Source organism: Emticicia sp. MM (genome assembly GCF_001649495.1).
Genome location: NZ_LXHX01000114.1, coordinates 35,982 through 57,001 on the forward strand (window position 1 = coordinate 35,982; position 21,020 = coordinate 57,001).

Sequence of the window (21,020 nt, forward strand, 5' to 3'; positions counted from 1 at the left end):
TAAATTAATAAAATGAGTCAACCAGCCGCAGCTCCTGCAACCAGTCTCCAAGACATTATTAGCCATGCAAAAGAATATGGCTTCGTGTTTCCTTCGTCCGAAATTTATGATGGACTTCAAGCCGTTTATGACTACGGTCAGAATGGCGTTGAACTAAAAAATAACCTTAAAGCAGCATGGTGGAAAGCCATGACTCAGCTTCACGATAATATCGTGGGGATTGATGCCGCTATTTTCATGCACCCGCTCACGTGGAAAGCGTCGGGTCACGTAGATGGTTTCAACGACCCAATGATTGATAATAAAGACAGTAAAAAACGCTACCGTGCCGACCAACTTTTGGAAGGTAAAGCGGAAGAATATGCCAAAGCAGGTGATGCTGAAAAAGCTCAAAATTTGCTCAACGAAATGGGTAGATTATTGGGTGCTGAAGATTTAGAAGGTGTAAGAAACCTTATTATTGCCGAAAACATTGTTTGTCCAATCTCAAAAACGCTAAATTGGACGGAAGTTCGTCAATTTAACCTCATGTTTTCAACCCAAGTGGGTTCGGTTGCCGAAGATTCGAGTTTGATTTATTTACGTCCAGAAACTGCTCAAGGTATTTTCGTGAACTTCTTGAACGTACAAAAAAGTGGTCGTATGAAAGTGCCTTTTGGTATTGCACAAATCGGTAAAGCTTTCAGAAATGAGATTGTAGCTCGTCAGTTTATTTTCCGTATGCGTGAGTTTGAACAAATGGAAATGCAGTTTTTCATTCGTCCTGACACTTCCACAGAATGGTATAATAATTGGAAAGAGACTCGTTTGAAATTCCATAAAGCAATTGGTCTTCCTGCCGAAAAATTAAAGTATCATGACCACGAGAAATTGGCTCACTACGCCAGTGCGGCCGTTGATATTGAGTTTGAATTCCCATTCGGATTTAGAGAAATCGAAGGTATTCATGCCCGTGGAGATTTCGATTTAAGAAATCACCAAGAATTATCGAAGAAAAAACAACAGTATTTTGATGCTGACCTTGACGAAAATGGTAAACCGTACGGAAATTATATTCCGCATGTAGTAGAAACTTCGGTGGGTGCTGACCGTCTATTCTTGGCAACTTTCTGTAATGCTTTCACAAAAGAAACGATTCCAAGCAACGAAGAGGGCAAAGAAGACAAAGAAAGAGTTTACTTGAAATTACACCCAGCTTTAGCCCCAATTAAAGCTGCTGTATTACCACTGGTGAAGAAAGATGGCTTGGCCGAAAAAGCTGAGGCAATTGCCAACTCATTGAAATCATCTTTCCGTACGGTTTATGACGATGGCGGTGCAATCGGTAAGCGTTATACTCGCCAAGATTTAATCGGAACACCATTCTGTATTGCGGTTGATTACCAAACAATGGAAGACGATACCGTAACGATTCGTCACCGTGACTCAATGACGCAAGAGCGTGTTTCGATTGCTGAATTGAAAGAAAAAATCGGCTATGCAGTAAGCATGGAGAGAATTTTAGAAGCTATATAATTGTTACAAATTCCCGTTTCCTTCGACTTCGCTCAGGGAACGGGAATTTATATTTTTCAATTCAAATCATCAGTTTTAGTAGCATCATATACCGACTTGATGGCGGCCATTTCCTTTACCAAAAAGGTTTGTAGTTGTTCGTTAAAATCTTTTTTATCTTCTTCCGAAAGGCTTTCGTATAAACCTTTAAGTTCCTGATTGATTGCCAATTTTTCTGCTTCAGTTTCGGCGTTCATGCCTCTTACATGATATGATTTCAGATTAAAATTTTTCATTTTTTACGTTGGTTATCGGCCACAAAGTTAAAGGAATTCTTCCAAACATCTTTCTCATTAATTAATCACAGATACGTTAAATAAATTTTTGATATATAAAACACCCTTCACTATTGATATATTACAATTTTTACTTAACATTGTCATATCTAATCTTTCACAAATATGCAGGATAATAAACTGCCTGTGCATTATATAATACTTTTCTTATACCTGATTGTAGCCTTCTTTCTTAACACGAATCTACGTATCACGTTAAATGTATTATTTTGCCTATTCTGTAATTTTTTCTATTATGATAATCGAAAAAAAACAATTAATACACAAGATATTTACTTCATAATAAGCTTAATTTGTGCAGCAATAGGCTCATTAGTACCAATCTGGCGGCATCTTCAAGTGGGACTTGTCATAGAAATGCTAATTTCTATATTAATGCTGATGTTCATTCTTTTATGCCTAAAAAGTAAAACTCAATATTTATTTTTAGGTACAAACTGGGGATTAGTACTTGGTATCTTCCTGATTGTTTTATCATTAATCTATTTTACCAATCATTTTCTGCCTTACATTAATGATTTAAATGCTCCTCTTGCAGTAATTTTTGTTTTCATTTTAGGGTTTATTTTTATTATTACACTCATTAGGGCGGTCAATGACACCAACTATTATCAATTTTTTTTTGGTGTCTGTCTTATTATTAGCTCATGCATAGTGGCTGCATTTTCGATTTATCATAATACATTTGCTCTTAATAATTATTTTGAAGATGCTCTGGCTATGTCAGGTATATTTTTTTTGACAAACGGTATGCTAAAAAATACTACCCAACTACAATCATCTGGCAGTTATCAACAACATCATCGTAACTTTTCAATTTTGTACTTTCTGAAAAAGATTTTTTGATAATTGGGGCTTAATTATTGACAACAAGCAACAAAAAGTAAAGCAATCAATCCCACAACTGACCATTAAAACCACAGTCATTTTCGACTATATTTTCCTTAACCATAAAGAAGTCTAAAAGCACACTAAGCCATACCAAAAATTTGTAAGGCTTAGTGCTATATTTTATGGATTTACAACAACTTTTTGCACACATTTCTTATTGTCTTCACCCGTTATTACCACAAAATGAATACCTTTAGTAAGATGTACATCAGGGTGAATTGTGATAATTTTTGACTCATTTTTACTTGCACTAAACGAGAGGTCTTTTCCACTCATATCATAAAGTTTAATTGTTTTTGCTTTAATATTTCTCAAATACAAATTTATTTCATCGCCCTTAGTCCAAGGGTTCGGGAATACTGAACATGTCGGAGCTGTATTAGTAAAATTCGCTTCGATTGCATCAAGATATTTCTTTGTTCCATCTTTGTCGATATAAACTAAACGATAACAATTTTTACCAGCAAATGGCTGATAATCAACACTTTCATAAGTACTTGCAGAGCCATTTGCCTTTATCTCGCCTATTTTTACAAAATTCTTACAATCTTCACTACGTTCTAAGATGTATTTATCAGCTTTGATCTCATAATGGCTCTGCCAATTGAGTTGTACGCTTTGTGTCTCGATTTCTTTACCGCTAAAACTAATTTCTGTAAAATCATTGGCGGTTGCTCCATTTTCTGAAAACTTATTTACATCAAATTGCAAGTAAAAGAAATCTTTGGAGATTTGATTTCCGATAACATTTTTATAAATAACGTAGCTGTCTCCCTCCGAAAAATTATCATTATTTTCAAAACCACAATCTTCTCTGATTCCATCATAGTGTAGAATATTGAAATCATTAATAGTTAGATTTGGTAAATTGGTCGAGGTTTTATATTCATTCAATTCTTCATTTAAATAATAAATACGTAATGAGACATCAGTAGGAAACTCATTCAAAAGAGAGCTTTGAAAATCGACATAGCGAGCCATTAGCTTTGTATCATTTTTGGTGGCTGGAATTGCAGAACTTCCTCGCCCATAATGACGAATCGAAATAGAAACTTTACCCAAATTTAAGCCATTAGGATTAACTGAAGCATAGATTCTCCCTGAATTATCATGCAAGTCAAACCATTTATTTCCTTTCACACTATCAGCCGAAACTTGCAAACAATTGTTGAAGTTATTCTCAAAATTTGCGATACAAGGTGAAATCGAAACTTTGAGTGGTAATCGTTCACTTTCGCAAGAAGCCAGATTCTGCGTGGCTGCAAAATAAATGATTTCACCATCTGTTTTTGTATCAGGTATTGGTGTTTGTCTAAACGCATCTTTAGCAGTTAATGAAGCATACCAAACTACTTTATTTTGTGGCAAAGTAGTTGCTGTAAGTGCAAGACTTGGAGCATTTCGACAATAAGCAATATCGCTAACAATTGGTTTTTCTGGAATCGCAGAAACCTCAATGTTAAACGATTTCCGCTCGCTTTCGCAACCAAAAGGTGTTATTTGGCTCACATAATAAGTGGTTTTATTCAATTCAGTTATATCAATTTTTGGTGTTGTTTTATCAGCAGTTGTATCAGTAGCTGAATCATACCAAAGTAAAGAATTTGTTGCCGAAACAGCCCTCGTTATATCAAAAACTGTATTTTGACAAACGAATTGATTCGTAACTTTGGGTGCAGCTGGGCTTGGTTTTAGTTCTACTTTTAAATCTTCTGTCGAACGATTACATGTTGTCGTTTTATCAATCAAAAATGAGATTCTACCACGATAAGTACCAATTTCGTTGATAATTGCAATACCATTAGCATTGGTTGGAATATCCGTATAAGTACTTCCAGTTTTTTTCTGCCATTGATACATAACCACATTCCCTGTAATACTCAGACTACTGAATGATAATTTACTTACATTTCCATCACAAAGACTCATTGTTGCTAATTTCCCTACAATCTGATTTACTGTCAATATGGCTTCTTCTGAGATGACAGTATTTTTATCGTCTTTTATTATGCAACGATATTTTGTCAAATTCGGATTTTCAGCATTTCCGATATTGCTTATTTTGAGCGAATTAGACGTTTCATTAACCAAATCTATAAAACTTGTTTCGTTCGGCCTTTGGCGTTGCCATTGGTAAGTAAATACACTCGGAGCAGTAGCTGTCACCCTAAATGTCACTGAATTTCCGTCGCAATCGGCCTCTGAAGTTGGTTGTTTAGTAAATTTTAGGCTCGGAATAATAGTGGCAGTAATAGCAGTGCGTTGACCTACACATCCAAAAGCAGATACTTGAGCCACGTAGCGTGTATAGATACCAGCCGCTGTAAATACAGGAGCGACTGTCGAAAATGTAGAAGTAGTTGGAGTGGTGTACCAACGTAACACTTGGTTTTCGACAGGAGTCCCTTCGGCAGAGAATATCAACGTATTTCCTTCATAGATTGGACTTAATGTAGTGTTTTTCGGGGCTGGAGGCAATGCATCCACGGAAACATTTATTACTGCTCTTGGCCCTTCACAGCCTTCGTCAGTACGGTCAGATACATAATATTTGAATACACCTGCTATACTTGTATTAGGTGTTGGAGCTGTTCTAAATCCACTTCCCCCAACCTCTTGCGTGTACCACACAAGGTTTTGAATTGGGCTATCAACTTTTAATCTTACTGCATTTGCATTCTGACAGTAAAACACGCTCGAAACCGAAGGAGCTGGTGGGAAACCACTAACAATAAGTTTGGCAGCATCAGTTGGCTCAGTACATTCAAAACCTTGTGTATTGAATTTGACCAAACAACGATAATAAACTCCTTGCTCATAGGTTGCTTTGGTAAATTTTAAAATACTTGTTGAGCTTCCAACAATTCCATTTCCGTCAGTTAGGTTTGTCCATGCCCCACCCGTACCAGGTCGAGTTTGCCATTGATAACTCATTACATTTCCTGTAATAGTAAAATAGTTTTGTAAATTAAATTCATTGGTAGCTCCTACACATATACCTAAATTAGGCATTGAACCTACCAAAGAATTGACTGTCAATGTCGATATTTCAGAAGTCAAAAACTGTCCATTATTTCCAATAATACAGCGGTATTGGGTTTGGTCTGGATTATTGACATCTCCCACATTTGACACCGCCATTGCCTTAGCATACCAACCTCTGATTCCTTTCCCATCTTCAACTAAATTGACAAAATCAGGGTCATTTGGACGTTTTCGTTGCCATTGATAAGTAAATTCTGCTTTTGATCCAACTGCAACAACACCAAAATAGACTGAATTTCCTCTACAATCAACTTGATTTAATGGTTGCTGAGTGATATGAAAATAATTTAAAACTTTTGCGATGATTGGCAATCTGACGCTTTCGCAACCAGAAATTGGGTCAGTCTGAGTTACCCAGTATGAGTATGTTCCAACAGCCGAAAATGAAGGAGCTGTTGTGGTACCTGTTCCGCCCGACGCACGATTATACCACATTAAAGTAGCGTTTGGAAAGGTTGTTCGAGCAGCAAAAGTTAATGTAGCAGGCGTGATTACATCGTATGTAATAATCTTAGGTTGTGGAGTTGAATTCACTGTGACAAAAAGCGGTGCAGACGAAACATTGAACCCACACTGAGTTGAAGTGCAGCTAACTGTATATGAGGTATTATTTGTTGGCGAAACAGATATTGTAGCAGTTGATTGTCCACTCGACCATGCGATTATCCCTTCGCAATTATTTGCAGTGAGTGTTGTACTTCTATCCAAACAAATCACATTTGTACCTAAAATATTTGGCTTTGAAGCAATTAAAACATTCAATTTGGCACCATTTGAATCATCTTCAGTTGTATATCTGGCACAAGTAGTCGAACCTCCTGTCGAAAAATTTACTTTACAACGATAATACTGCTCATCAGCATTGGTTGCAGCATTAATTGTAAATGTAGTTGCAGTTGCATCTGCGATATCATTCCATGTACCAGATGAGCCTATTCGTCGCTGCCATTGATAGCCTTGAATATTTCCCGAAATAGTCATAGCTGATAAATTAAAACTTGTATTTGCTCCATCACAGATGGTTTGATCTGCCAGACTTCCCTCAACCGAGTTCACAGTAAGTACCGCAACCGTTGAAGTTAAACTGCAAACGGCATTTGAAACTACAACCCTATATTCAGTCATATTTGGGTCAGATGCACTACCCACATCACTAATTGTCAATGCATTAGAGGTAGCAGCAGCGATATCCGTGAAAGTTCCGTTTGGTATTTTCCGTTGCCATTGATAAGTTGTTACCGAAGTTGCGATAACCCTAAATATCACAGAATTTCCATTACAATCTGCTTCGTTTTTAGGTTGAGTTGTAATAGTAGGATACGAATTGACTGTTATCGTAATTTTATTACTATTATTACTGGTACAAGTTCCATCAAAACAAGTAGCGGTATAATCTACTGAAATAGAAGGACTTACGCTAATTATTGCACCCGTTGTTCCATCACTCCAAGTCACAAGACCAGAACAATTTGTAGCAGTAAGAGTGGTAGATTGACCATTACAGATAGTTGCAGTACCACTAATTATAGGTGGATCAACAGGAGTTCCTCCTGAAGCTAACGTGACAGTAGCTAAAGAACTTGTTGTGCTGATACAAGAACTTAGCACACAATTAGCTGAATAACTACCCGCTTCTGAAACTGACAAAGTGCTTCCAGTTTGACCACTATTCCATGTCACAATACCTATACAACCACTGGCAGTTAGAATTACTGATTGATTTGGACAAATAACAACCGAAGCAGGTGTAATTATAGGGGTATTTGGTACTGGATTTACAGTCACCTTCACAACACTCGACACTCCTTGATTACAAGAGCCAGAACCTGTTCCACTGCATCCATAAATTGCTCGGTAGTATTTAATAATTGTAGCCGTTGTATTATTTGTCAGAACTTTGGTAAAGCTTAGCCCACCTACTTGCTCATTAGTGTAGGTACCAGATGGAGTCAATGAAGATTGCCACGTTGGCGTACACATTCCCGAACCTCCAATGACCGTAGCATCTAAACTAATATTTCCGCCCGAACATATTGTACGCTCAGCGGCATCTGTAATTGTAATTTGTGGATCAGGAACTACTTGAATTTGATATACGTTGGATGAAACTGCATTAGCTCCACAAGCATCTGTTACTTTTCGGCGGTAGTAGGTCGTTTCAGTTAATGCAGGCGGGTCAAAAGTTGTTGTGTTCGCCCCTGAAATATCTATAAAATTCTGATTATCGGTAGATGATTGCCATTGATATACATAATCTGCCTTACCACCACTCGCCAAACTTACATTTGAGACCGCTCCTGCATTGTATCCTGAACAGTTAATACCACTTGAAGATAATTCAATACTTCCTCCTGCTAACGCCGGTAAAATCGTTACGCTAAAAGTTTGAGTACTATTACAGCCTGTCGTACTATTTTTAATATTCAAAGTAAAGTTTTGAATACCCGTTCTCGCTGGTGGAATTACTACTAAAATCGGTGATACAGGCAGTATTTCTTCAGTAATCGTTATAAAATCAGGCATTGTTGAGGTCAAACTAAATTTATCTGGAGCATTGGTGGTGACAGTATATGATATACCAAATGTCGTGGCAGTATTACATATATTATCAATGGTTTCGAGTGAAATTGTTGGTAATGGATTTATACTAACTGTTTGTATCAATGACTCAGCACTTATACAAAGGTTTTCTGTACAGGTTGCACTATATGTGCCTGCTGATGAAACACTCAATATGCTTCCCGTTGTGCCAGTACTCCACGTAATCATCCCCGAACATCCATTAGCCGTTAATGTAGTCGAACCTCCCACACAAAAACTGCTATTCCCCGAAATTGTAGGAGCAATTGGAATCGAATTTATAGAAACTACTTTAGTCTGTGAAACTGCACTCACACAATCATTTAAGACACAAGTAGCATTATAAGTGCCTGATGTTGAGACATTTAATGTACTACTGGTCGCACCTGTATTCCAAATCACAACTCCTAAACACCCACTTGCGGTGAGAGTTGTTGAGTTTCCAGAACAAATACTTGTATTTCCAGAAATTATAGGAGCAGATGGAATAGTATTCACTACAACAGTTTGTGTTGTTGATGCCACACTCACACAATTATTCACGACACAAATCGCACTATAAGTACCTGATGATGAAACGTTTATAGAAGTAGCACTCGTACTATTAGACCAAACTACTGTACCGCCACAATCACTTACACTGAGTTTAATAATTGTTCCGTCACATACCATATTATCTATATCATCTGAAATTACAGTCGGAGCATTGGGTATTGGGTTGACCGTTAAATTAAATATATTGGAAGGTAAACTCACACATAAATTTTCAGTACAAGTTGCACTATAAGCTCCCGCTGATGAAACACTTAACGTACTTCCTGTTGATGAATCACTCCACGTAACTGTACCTGCACAACCACTCGCTGTCAAGAAAGTTGAGTTGCCTACACAAATATTTGTATTTCCTGAAACTGTTGGTGCATTAGGAACATAGTTTACTCTAACTCTTACTGATGATGAAATTGAACGTCCACAAGCACTTGAACCTGTTCCCGAACAGTCATAAACCACTCTGTAATACTTAACCAATGGTGTTGACGAGCTATTATTTATAAGCGTTTTAGAAAAACTCAAACCACCTACTTGTTCAACTGAATAAGTGCCAGTTTGCGTTGCCGACGATTCCCAAGTGGCGGTACAAGTTCCTGAGCCACCAATTACAGTTGCTTCTAAATTCACACTTTCACCCGAACAGATTACTCGTTCATTGGCATCCGTTAGCGTAATCTGCGGGTCTGCCACAATTTGAATTTGATGTACATTTGAAGAGTAAACTACTATTCCACAAGCATCAGTTACTTTTCTACGATAATACGTTGTTTGTGTAATGGCAGGCGGATTATAAGTTGTAAGATTTTCTCCAGCAATATCAGTAAAATTTTGATTATCTGTTGATGACTGCCATTGATAAACATAAGCTGATTTTCCACCACTTGCTACACTTCCACTTGAAATTACCCCAGGATTATAACCAGCACAATTGATTGTACTTGATGAAACTTCAATACTTCCGCCCAGCAAAGCAGGCAAAACAGTTAAACTAAAAGTCTGGTTATTAATGCAATTTGTTGTACTATTTTTTAAATTTAATGTAAAACTGTGTGTACCTGTTTTACCAGAGGGTATAGTTATGGTTATAGGCGATACCAACAAATTAGTTTCAGCAGTTGCCATAAAATCTGGCATTGTTGAAGTTAAAGTATATTTATCAGGAGAATTAGTTGAAGATGTATAGGCTAAATCAAAAATTGTTGCAGCATTACAAATACTATTTATAATACCAAAAGTAACAGTTGGGTTTTGATTGACAACTATATTTTGTATTGTAGAAGCTGCACTCATACAACCATTGACTGAACAAGTAGCGTTATAAGTACCTGATGACGAAACTATTATTGAAGTACCACTTGTGCCATTTGACCAAACTACTGTGCCCCCACAATCACTGACAGTTAGCTTTACATTTGTACCTGCACAAACAATATTATCGGCATCATCTGATACTATAGTTGGGGCTGAAGGTATTGAATTTACTATAACCATTTGGGTAGCAGAAGCTAAACTCACGCATATATTTGCAAAACAAGTAGCATTGTATGTTCCTGCTGATGAAACAATTATTGAAGTACCACTTGTGCCATTTGACCAAACTATTGTTCCCGAACAGCCGCTTGCGGTTAAAGTTGTAGAAGCCCCAAAACAGATACTTGTATTTCCAGCAACCGTTGGTGCATTTGGTACTGGATTGATAGTAATACTTGTTGATGCCAATCCACTTTCACAATTAGTATTCAATGAGCATCTAAAATCATAATTAAGTATCGTAGAAGAATTATAGGTTGATGGGCTTATTGAAACTAAACTTCCATTTGTCCAAGAACCATTATTCAAACGATATTTAGCACTTCCAGAAATACACGAAATAGATAAATTAAATCCTGATTCACTATTACAGAAAGTCGTTTTATTGGCGGAGTTTGCAATCGTTGGAGTTTCTGGAATAGCATTTACATTAATAACTATGGCAGTTCTTTCAGTCTGACAGGTAAGAATCGCCGTACTTTGCTGCTCACGAGCTACATAATAGGTTGTAGTTGATGTGAGATTTGGTGTAGCAAAACTTGTACCCGTTTGTGTTTGAGTCAAAGTAGAAGCATCAATAAACCATTTATATATACCAAATGCACTCGGACTATTAATATTTAATGTTTTTATACCACTTTCACAAATATCTCCTATCGGATTTACTGAAACGCTTGGAATATCACTCCAACCTTGCTTGGTTACTGTAATGGCCGCTGTTGCTGTACAATTTCCAGACATAATTGTTATTCTATATGTATCTGAGTTAGCAGACTGAACTGTACTATTCACCGTCAAAGTTTGGCTTGTAGCTGTAGCTATATTTCCAGCTAAATTCTGCCATTGATAGCTATATGACCCATTTCCTCCAGTCGGATTAGCAGTTAAAATTGTTGAGCTATTTAAAACACCAGTGATACAAAAAGCATTTGTTCCCGAAATTGATGCTGAAACACTTGGCGTAACAACAACATCAATTTTTGCTCTTAAACTTTCACAATTATTGGCATCTTTCTGACTCACAAAGTAGCTCGTTGTACCTGTTGAACTTGTCAAAGGGCTTGGAGCAGCTCCACTTGAAGTTCCACCTACAGCATTAGTACCGTACCAAAGTAAAGTATTTGTATTTGTACCTATTGAGGTAGCCGAAAGTGCCGAAACTGTCGAATTTTGACAATATACTACGGGAGTTGCCACTGTCGGTGTTGATGGTAAATCATTGATCGTTACAGTAATAATTGTTTTAGCACTTTCACAGTTAGCTGGTTCACGGCTTTTTTGACTTACCTTATAAATCTGTGTTCCAACAGTGGTTGTATTGGGAGTTGGAGCTGCCCCCAATATATTATCATTTTCATCGTACCATATTAATCTATTAGAGTCTACTGCCGTAGCCAAAAGTACAGTTGCGGTGCTATTTTTACAATAGGCTACTGCTGTTGTGGCACTTGGGGCATTAGGTATGGCATTAATTAATACATTTATTACAGCTCTCGAACTCTCACAGTTATTGGCATTTTTCTGACTTACATAGTAAGATGTTATGCCAATTACACTCGAACTTGGGGTTGGAGCAATAAGACTTGATGTTCCATCTGATGAGCTCGTACCGTACCATAACAAAGAATTAGAACCACTTGCAATAGCCGACAGTATAGTTGTTGGAGCATTCTGACAATAATTTATTGCATTCGTAACAGTCGGTGTAACGGGTGTATCATTGATTTTAATAGTAAAAATTTGGTCTGGCGAGATACAGGTCGTGCTGGAGTTTTTTACTGAAACAATAAATTGGTAAGTATTGGGTGTTGCATTCGCAGGAATTGTAACATCAATTGGCGAACTGCCCATTGTGGCATTATTAATTGCTAAAAAATTACTCAAAGCTGGATTTCCCACTGAAATGCTATATTGATTTGGTGAATTTGTGGTAGCCGAAATGGGTAAACTAAAACTCGTAGCACTATTACAAATATCAGCCACACTGCCCAAAGTAATAGTTGGAATAGGATTTACTATAACTGTTACTGGCGTACGAATACTTTCGCAAGTGGTATTACTATTATATACACTTAAATAATAAGTATATGTACCAACGGCTAATGAAGTAGTTGTATAAGTTGCTGCTGTCCCTAAAACTGTCGTTGAAACATTGGTTTCATACCATCTAAAACTTTCATCTGCATTTAAGGTTGAAGTTGCAGAAAGCGTTACGGTTCCGACATCACATCGAGAGGCATTATTGGCAGTTGGAGCGATTGGTAAAGCGTTGACGATCAATTTACCCGAATTATTAACAGAACTTACCACTTGAGTTTTTGTACAAGTACCTGTCCCTGAGTTTGTTACGGTCGTAAATACTGCTCTTACTCTATAAAATGTGTTATTATCTAAAAAAGGAACATTCGACAACGAAAGAGTATTGGTGGTTGTTCCAATTATGTTGGGTGAACTATCATTCAAATCGCTATATGAGCCAGCCGTAGTTTCAACAGTACCTTTTTGCCATTTAATAGAAGTTGTGATTCCTACAAAAGTTGCTAAAAAAGAAGTACTTCCGCCTGTACAAATAGCTGGTGAATCTGCAATATTATTTATTGAATTAACTGATAAAGTTGCTTGATTTGAGATTATCGAGCAAGAATTTGCATCAGAAACAACACATCTATAAATGCTCAAATGCGGATTTTCGGCATTCCCGATATTTTTAACTTTTAATTCAGAAGTTGTCGATGTACTTGTTATAACCAAGTTTGTTGTGGCACTTACAGTCAAGAAATCTGCATCACTGGGCTTCTTACATTGCCATATAAAAGTACTTCCTGCAGAAGCGGCTATTGTAAAGTCGACAGTATTTCCATCACAGTCTGTCTGAGAAATTGGTTGGAGTGAAATACTGGGGCGTTGAGGAGTTAGCGTAATTCCTGAGGTAGGTAAAGTGTTTAGTCCACCACAATTTGTAAATAAACAACGTACCTTTTTGGAGGTTGCTAAGCTGTTCAATGTCAACGAAACAGTCTCTCCAGCAATATTCATTGAGCCGCTTCCCCCCGAAATATTTGACCAGTTTCCCACCGAAATCTCTTCCTGCCAAATATATCTATCTGCCCCAATAGCAGCGGCGGTCAGAGTTACATTAGTTCCTGAGCAAAAGGCGGCTGGTGTCAATGGTTGGGTAGTAATATTGATAGGATTGCTAACCGTAAAAATTGCTTTATAATTTGCCCCCCCAACATTCTGATAGTGAGTTCCACTTCCTCCACTATAAGTAAAATCCGCACTCGAATAAACCTCAATGGTATAAGTTCCATCGGCCAAACCTTGCAAAATGTTAGTATTTACACCTGCATTTGTCCATTGTTGGTCACCAGAACCATTTAGATTAATATCAAAACCAAGATTTATTGATGTAAAACCAACCAAATTGGGGTCCGTCCCATTTTTATAGACACGGTAATGCAAATACCCATTCAAAATATCATCCGTTCCATTTTTATAGGTTTTATTCTGTCCTCCCTTTATTACAAGTGAGTTTACACACGAAAATACACCCAAATTTAAACCGTGAAAATCAGGGTTTCCTGTGGATGCGAACAAATCATAATAATTAGCTGACCCTCCATTAGCTTGAACAATTACATAAGATTCAAATATGCCACTTCCCGCAAAAGTTGAAGTCGAACACAGCTCTAAAATTATAAAAACAGCAATAAGTTTTTTTGTGAATGAAAGGAGAACATTCTTCATAAATAATAAGTTAAATTTTTACAGCAAAGTTTTATAAGGCGATCATTTATCTCCGCCACAACCATCAATAAATGCTTCGAAAACTGCCCCCTGCTCTACTTGAAAGCCAGGGTTTAACAAGATTTTCTTGGCTGCATCATATTTGGCATTTGCTCCATTTTCGAGCAAATTAGAGGCTGAAATTGTATTAGGTGATTCAAACTTCAAAATACTCCCATTCGGCAGTTTTTTACTTAAATTATAGTCAAAGCATGGAGGTTCGCCTTGTATATAGACAGTGAAACTTTTAGGAGGTAACGAAATAAAAATTCGATTTTGAGAATCGATTGTAGTGCTTAAAGTTGTAGATTTTTGAAGAATATCGGTAAATTTTGTTCCTGCTGGATATCGCCCATTGTTTGCAATCAAATGATTGACTTTCAAGCTATCTTCATCAAAGTTGATCGCAACAATTACTTCACGCTTGCCCACACTTCCTGTTGAATCAAGTTGGTAAATCAAGCTTCGCCAATGTTTACCTTTTTGATAAAAATTTGGAGAAGGGACAGGGTTCAACGCTCCGCCATAATGATTGAGGTAATAAACAGCTTGCGAACCATTGATAAATCGTTTTTGAATTTGTAAGAGTTGGTCAATTTCTTTTTTCAAAGGTTGCAAGCCTGTCGGATGATAATCAAAACCGTAGGTATCAGTACCATAAGTAGTATTATGAGCTGGATAACCATAATAATCTGGATAAAAGACCGTAGGCACACCCAATTGATTATTTGTCAAAATATAAGCATACGCCAAAATCGGATTTTGCCAAATCAAAGCATCACCATAAGTCGGATTCGAACTTCTGAAATCGTGGTTATTCACAAAGGTCACCAAGTTGAACCCACTCATACCACGTCCATCTCTGAAACTATTATAAAAAGCATTTCGAGCATCCGCACCATTATCGCAGGCTTGCTTAAGGGCATCTCTTAAAGCAAAATCAAATACTTTTGGCTGAATGGCCGTTCGAGCAGCCGTACTCATCGAAGCGTTTACATCAGCTACCCAATTTTGTATCGCTGGATTTTCTTGACCGTACCACTCACCTACTACCAAATCAGGAATTTTATTGGCATTATACATTTCGGTCAGCATTTTCCCAACAAAATTTGCTTCAAAATGCTTGATAGCATCCATCCTTAGGCCTCTTACTTCCAATTCATCATACGCCCATTTTGTCCAAGCAATCAAGGTATCACGAGCCATTGATTGATTATGATCATAGTCATAAAAATAATCCATGCTTTGCATACTCCATTGAGGGCCAATACAAGTAGTTGTCGCCCCGCCCGTTGAACTTGCTCCACCTTCGTTCCAATTTGGTCTGAATGACTTCCAGTTACTTCCACCACGTCCACTTGGCAAACCCGTAAAATCTGTAAATGTCTGAAACTGAACTTTATAGGTCGAAGAATTCCAGTTTGCAGGATTAGCAATATCTGTGCTACCAGTAGTGTACCAAATCTTCGAGATTCGGTGGTCGGTATAATCACCGCAAAGATTTATAGCTTGAATAACTAAGGTATCGCCATCAGAATTATAATTATTGGCATCAAGTGTAATTTTAAATTCATCAACATCATTCGTAAAATCAAAAGTATTCCAATAGCCTTGCTTCAGATTCGTTACATATTCAGCACCAGATGCAGCAATATCTGAGTTAACTGTAATAGCTGTATTTTTCGGGTTGCAACCACTCGCAAAATCCCAAGCCTGTCCGCCACCTGCTTTAGTTGTAGTGGCAAAAAACATAATTTTCTTACCAACATATCCGCCCGAACGAGAACCAATACTCACATAATATGTACCTACTCCCAAACCAGTTGAACCACCAACGGGAATTATCATGCGTACTCGGTCAGATGGAAATGGTGATTTGTAAGAAGTATTGGGGCAAGAACCATCATTTCTTCCTGCATAAAACAACATATACTCTTTTACGGCATTATTAGCTTCGGGTTTTCCACCATCACGATGATTATAAACCATATCGCCCACTGGCTTTAGATTATTTGCCGTAAAAGTTGCCACCATATCTTTGATTTCTTGCTTAGTTCCGAGCGAAGTTTGCGTAGAATTCTGTCCAATAAATAAATCTTTTGGGTCATAGCCTCCCGACTTATTTCCATTGCCTGCAAATGGTGGAAACCAAATATGTGTAAAACCAGCCGCCGAAAGTTCGGGAGCTTTATTTTTGAGCGTATCTGACCAATTATAGCCTTGCCCAGCTTTGGGATAATCCCAATAAAAACCTTGAAGAAGCACCTGCTGTGCAAAAATAGAAGATATGCCTCCGAGATAAATCCAGAGGAAAAGTGTGAAGCTTTTCATTTTAATTATTTGGTTATAAGTATTTTCGTTAAACCAAACTTAGGATAAATGTTGCGTGCATCCAAGTAAAAAATATACTTTTTTTATATTTTATATAATTAAATTAAGATTATATATAAAAAGCGAAGTCTAACTTCATAAAATCAATAAACAAAAAAGCCGTCTCAAACGAAACGGCTCTTTGTGTACAACCCTAACCACTATGATGAAACATAATCTACTTAATATATTTACGCTGGCCGAAGTTTCGACCAATGCTCAAAAATTTTCCTATTTCTAAAAAATGATAGAGTTCATAAACTCCCAAAGCAAACAAAACCCCTACTAATAAAAATTGTAGTGGATAAATCATGATTAAATGACCAAGACTTGTATAAATTTGTAAAAACATAACGCTTCTTTTTTGGGTTATTTGAACATAACAAAGGTCTGAAAGTATTTTTGATAATTTTAGCGTAAAAACCCCTGATTTTTAGTACGTATTTTACGGTACTTCTACTTACGTATTTACCACTCGGACAGTTTTCCTTTCTTAAAAACTATTTTATTTCACGCTCAAATAAGCAACAAACAATGAAAATAAACATCGAAACCGCTGTAGATCAATCGGTTAGTGACGTATGGAATCAATTTGACGATAAATTACTCCTCAAACTATCTCCACCATTTCCTCCTGTGAAACTTATATCCTTTGGACAGAAAGTTGGTGAAAAAGTTACATTTGAGCTAAACTTTTTTATTATACGGCAAGTTTGGGTGAGTAAAATCACCGATTCTTATTTATCGGTAGCAGAATCATACTTTATTGATGAAGGAGTTCAGCTTCCTTTTTTCCTAAAATACTGGAAACACAAGCATCGTATTGTGAAAGATGGCAGTACAGGAAGTAAAATTATTGACGAAATTGAGTTTCGCACGCCCACTATTTTGACAGATTACATTTTTTATCCTATCTTGTATCTTCAATTCCTTTATCGCAAACCAATTTATCAGCGAATTTTCAAAACCCCTAACCCCTAAAGGGGAATAAAAGTCCCTAAAAGCTGATGTTGGTTGACTAAAATATGACCAAAGAAAATACTTAAAACTCCTTTAGGGCAAGGAGTAAATCAACTAACTAAACAGCACATCCTTTAGGTGGAGGATGTATTTACCACTATGAAATTAAACATTACTTGGAAAATCTTCATCGGCATGACGCTCGGTATCATTGTCGGTTATTTCATCCACAATCATTTTGATTTAGGGCAATTTGGCATCAAAGATGCCGCATTGCTTACACCCGAACAGGTAAAAGCTAATGAAGGCGTAAAAGATTGGAGTTCGTATCTGCAATTGCTTTCAAAGATTTTTTTACGAATGATTCAGATGATTCTGGGGCCATTGGTACTTTCTATTTTGGTTGTTGGAATTGCCAAACTTGGAGATTTCAAAGTAGTTGGTCGTATCGGTCTTAAAACATTGGGTTATTTTTATTTTGCAACTATTCTCTCGTTGGTAGCAGGTATGGTAGCCGTAAATATCATGAAACCAGGCAAGGTAATGACCCTCGATTTGCCAAGTACTGGCACAGATACGGGAGTGGAAGCCAAGAAAATGACGCTCGAAAACTTTATTACACACGTTTTCCCGAAAAGTATTTTTGAAGCACTTTCAACTAACGAAGTGCTACAAATTGTCGTATTTTCATTGTTTTTTGGCGTAGCATTGGCCGCCATCGGCGAAAAAGGCAAAAGCGTAACCAAAGCACTCGATGCCATTTCGGAAGTAATGTTTAAGATTGTAGGCTACGTAATGACATTTGCTCCCTATGCAGTATTTGGTTCGGTTGCTGCCGTTATCGCAGCTAAAGGTTTAGGCGTTTTAGGTGGTTATTTGTATCTAATCGTTTGTTTCTTCGCAACGCTTGCCTTTTTCATATTCATTGTCTTGTGGGTAATATGTCTCACCCAGAAAATTGATTATTGGAAATTATTGAAATACGTAAAAGACGCACTTTTCTTATCATTCAGTACGGCAAGCTCAGAGGCTTCTATGCCGCTACAAATTGAGCAATTGAAGAAATTCGGAATTTCAGAGCGAATCATCAGTTTTGTTTTACCGCTTGGTTATTCGTTCAACCTTGACGGCTCAATGATGTACATGACTTTTGCAACAGGCTTCATTGCCCAAATCTACGGTATCGATCTAACACTTGGCCAACAAGTGACGATGTTACTTACGCTCCTACTCACAAGTAAAGGTATTGCGGGCGTGCCACGTGCGTCATTAGTTGTTATTGCAGGAACACTCACGATGTTTGGACTTCCGCAAGAGGGTATTAGCTTAGTTTTGGCGGTTGACTGGTTATTGGATATGGGTCGCTCAGCAACTTCGGTAGCAGGAAATGCCGTTGCAACGGCAGTTGTGGCTAAGTGGGAAGGAGAATTGAATGAAGCTGCATAAAATTCAGCAGTTTAGATAACATAGTTTGAGCCACTATTTTTGCTAAGATAGTGGCTCAAATTTTTAAAATAATCAAATTCTACAAAACAGCTATCAACTCTTCAATAAACTCATGAAAAAAACTTTTATTTTACTGGTAGTAAGCATATTATCAATTACAGCAAAAGCACAAACGCTAACGATTGCACAGCAAGATTCTGCTTTTGTGAGAGAAAACTACACAAAAACCCAAGTACAAATCTCAATGCGAGATGGGGTAAAACTTTTTACCAATATCTATACGCCAAAAGATGCTTCTCCCAATAATACTTACCCGATTGTGATGCAACGGACTTGCTATGATGTTGCTCCATATGGAAAGGAAGAATACCCTAAAATGTTATATTATTCTCGCTATATGATGCGAGAAAAGTTCATTTTTGTTGACCAAGATGTGCGTGGCCGCTGGATGTCGGAAGGAGTATTCACCAATATGACACCTCATATTCCTAACAAAACAAAGCCAACTGACGTTGATGAAGCGTCAGATACTTATGATACCATTGATTGGTTAGTGAAAAACGTTCCAAATAATAATGGTCGAGTTGGACAATATGGCATTTCGTACCCTGGGTTTTATACTATTGCAGGAGCTTTATGTGGGCATCCAGCCTTGAAAGCAGCTTCACCACAAGCACCAATTTCTGACTTTTTCTTTGATGATTTTCACCATAATGGAGCTTTTACTCTGGGTTATGGTATGACTTTCCCAGTTTTTGGTGTACAGCACCCTCAACCAACGCCCAATTCGTGGTATGATGATAAATTTCCAAAACTCAATACTGTCGATGGTTTTGATTGGTATAAAACAATGACGCCTTTAAAGAATTTCAACAAAGTGTATGGCGATAATTTCTTTTGGAATGAACTTGTCGAACACCCAAATTATGATGAATTTTGGCAAAAACGAAATATCCTACCACACCTAAAAAATGTCAAAAATTTACCTGCAATCATGGTAGTTGGCGGTTGGTTTGATGCCGAAGATTTGCCTGGCCCATTGAATATTTACAAAAATTTAGAGAAATATAATGTAAATGCCTACAATACAATCGTAATGGGACCTTTTGGGCATGGAGATTGGGCTCGTGAGCGTGGACATCATTTTCACTCAAATGTTTATTTTGGTGACAGTGTTTCTACCTATTTTCAGAAAAATATGGAATTGAAATTCTTCAAACACTTTTTAAAGGAATCGGGAGATGGAAAAACTGGTTTACCTGAAGCATATTTATTTGATACTGGGAAAAAAGAATGGCGTGAATTTGCTGAGTTTCCAGTAAAAACTGCTCAAAAAATTGATTTTTACCTAAATCCAAATGGTAAATTATCAAATAAAATGACAGGAAAAGGATTTGGAGAGTATATTTCTGACCCATCAAAGCCAGTACCATACACCGAAGATCCAAAGCAAATTACAGGCTTTAGTCCACGAAACTATATGAGTGAAGACCAACGTTTTGCAGGCCGCAGAACTGATGTGATGACTTACGAAACTGAAGTTTTGACAGAAGATATTACACTCGGTGGCGAAATTATGGCAAACCTTAAAATTTCAACCACAGGAACGGACGCTGATTTTTTTGTTAAATTGATTGATGTTTACCCTGGTGACGAACCTAACTCTCCATATACACCCAAACATATTACGCTGGGTGGCTACCAACAAATGGTACGTAGTGAAATTATGCGTGCTCGTTTCCGCAACTCGTTCTCAAAACCAGAACCTTTGGTGGCCAATAAGAAGACTGACATTAATTTCCGTTTACAAGATGTTTTGCACACATTCAAAAAAGGACATAAAATCATGATTCAAGTGCAGTCAACGGCCTTTCCTTTGTTTGATATTAATCCTCAAAAATATGTACCAAATATCTACAAAGCAGAAGAAAGTGATTTTCAGAAAGCAACGCATCGCATTTATGCAGATAGCAAAATTTCAGTAGAAGTATTGAAATAGTTATCAAACAA

At 37.3% G+C, this 21,020-nt stretch carries 8 protein-coding genes; 4 read left to right on the forward strand and 4 right to left on the reverse strand.

Annotated elements, in window-relative coordinates; all coding sequences use genetic code 11:
* The first annotated feature begins 12 nt into the window (after window positions 1-12).
* Window positions 13-1,515 (forward strand): glycine--tRNA ligase, encoded by a 1,503-nt coding sequence (locus A6M55_RS15770; protein ID WP_064198488.1) that lies wholly within the window; start codon window positions 13-15, stop codon window positions 1,513-1,515.
* A 56-nt stretch (window positions 1,516-1,571) separates the two neighbouring features.
* On the opposite strand, the gene A6M55_RS15775 is transcribed toward A6M55_RS15770, so the two are convergent.
* The 4 genes from A6M55_RS15775 to A6M55_RS17355 form a co-directional block, all read right to left on the reverse strand.
* Complete coding sequence (locus A6M55_RS15775) at window positions 1,572-1,790, reverse strand: hypothetical protein (protein WP_064198489.1); 219 nt, start codon at window positions 1,788-1,790, stop codon at window positions 1,572-1,574.
* Between the two features lie 1,071 nt (window positions 1,791-2,861).
* Window positions 2,862-14,195, reverse strand: coding sequence for a T9SS type A sorting domain-containing protein (locus A6M55_RS15785; RefSeq protein ID WP_064198491.1), 11,334 nt, complete (start codon window positions 14,193-14,195; stop codon window positions 2,862-2,864).
* Window positions 14,196-14,237: 42 nt separating this feature from the next.
* The gene (locus A6M55_RS15790) at window positions 14,238-16,565 is read right to left on the reverse strand and encodes a 3-coathanger stack domain-containing protein (protein WP_064198492.1); all 2,328 of its coding nucleotides are present in this window, start codon (window positions 16,563-16,565) and stop codon (window positions 14,238-14,240) included.
* A gap of 217 nt (window positions 16,566-16,782) precedes the next feature.
* Window positions 16,783-16,956: a hypothetical protein gene (locus A6M55_RS17355; RefSeq protein ID WP_156511091.1), complete on the reverse strand. Its 174-nt coding sequence runs from the start codon at window positions 16,954-16,956 to the stop codon at window positions 16,783-16,785.
* A 182-nt stretch (window positions 16,957-17,138) separates the two neighbouring features.
* Here A6M55_RS17355 and A6M55_RS15795 point away from each other — a divergent pair, with 182 nt between their 5' ends.
* The 3 genes from A6M55_RS15795 to A6M55_RS15805 all read left to right on the forward strand — a co-directional run bounded on the left by A6M55_RS15795 (window position 17,139) and on the right by A6M55_RS15805 (window position 21,009).
* Window positions 17,139-17,585, forward strand: a complete 447-nt coding sequence (locus A6M55_RS15795; protein WP_064198493.1) for a hypothetical protein — start codon at window positions 17,139-17,141, stop codon at window positions 17,583-17,585.
* Window positions 17,586-17,723: 138 nt separating this feature from the next.
* Window positions 17,724-19,010, forward strand: a complete 1,287-nt coding sequence (locus tag A6M55_RS15800; RefSeq protein WP_064198494.1) for a dicarboxylate/amino acid:cation symporter — start codon at window positions 17,724-17,726, stop codon at window positions 19,008-19,010.
* A gap of 112 nt (window positions 19,011-19,122) precedes the next feature.
* A complete protein-coding gene (locus A6M55_RS15805) occupies window positions 19,123-21,009 on the forward strand; it encodes a CocE/NonD family hydrolase (RefSeq protein ID WP_064198495.1) in 1,887 nt (628 codons plus the stop codon).
* Window positions 21,010-21,020: the final 11 nt, after the last annotated feature.

What these genes read in the sequence shown, in the direction of transcription:
- A6M55_RS15770 (WP_064198488.1), top strand. Translation starts at nt 13, where the DNA reads ATGAGTCAACCAGCCGCAGCTCCTGCAACCAGTCTCCAAGACATTATT.
- A6M55_RS15775 (WP_064198489.1), bottom strand. Translation starts at nt 1,790, where the DNA reads ATGAAAAATTTTAATCTGAAATCATATCATGTAAGAGGCATGAACGCC.
- A6M55_RS15785 (WP_064198491.1), bottom strand. Translation starts at nt 14,195, where the DNA reads ATGAAGAATGTTCTCCTTTCATTCACAAAAAAACTTATTGCTGTTTTT.
- A6M55_RS15790 (WP_064198492.1), bottom strand. Translation starts at nt 16,565, where the DNA reads ATGAAAAGCTTCACACTTTTCCTCTGGATTTATCTCGGAGGCATATCT.
- A6M55_RS17355 (WP_156511091.1), bottom strand. Translation starts at nt 16,956, where the DNA reads ATGTTTTTACAAATTTATACAAGTCTTGGTCATTTAATCATGATTTAT.
- A6M55_RS15795 (WP_064198493.1), top strand. Translation starts at nt 17,139, where the DNA reads ATGAAAATAAACATCGAAACCGCTGTAGATCAATCGGTTAGTGACGTA.
- A6M55_RS15800 (WP_064198494.1), top strand. Translation starts at nt 17,724, where the DNA reads ATGAAATTAAACATTACTTGGAAAATCTTCATCGGCATGACGCTCGGT.
- A6M55_RS15805 (WP_064198495.1), top strand. Translation starts at nt 19,123, where the DNA reads ATGAAAAAAACTTTTATTTTACTGGTAGTAAGCATATTATCAATTACA.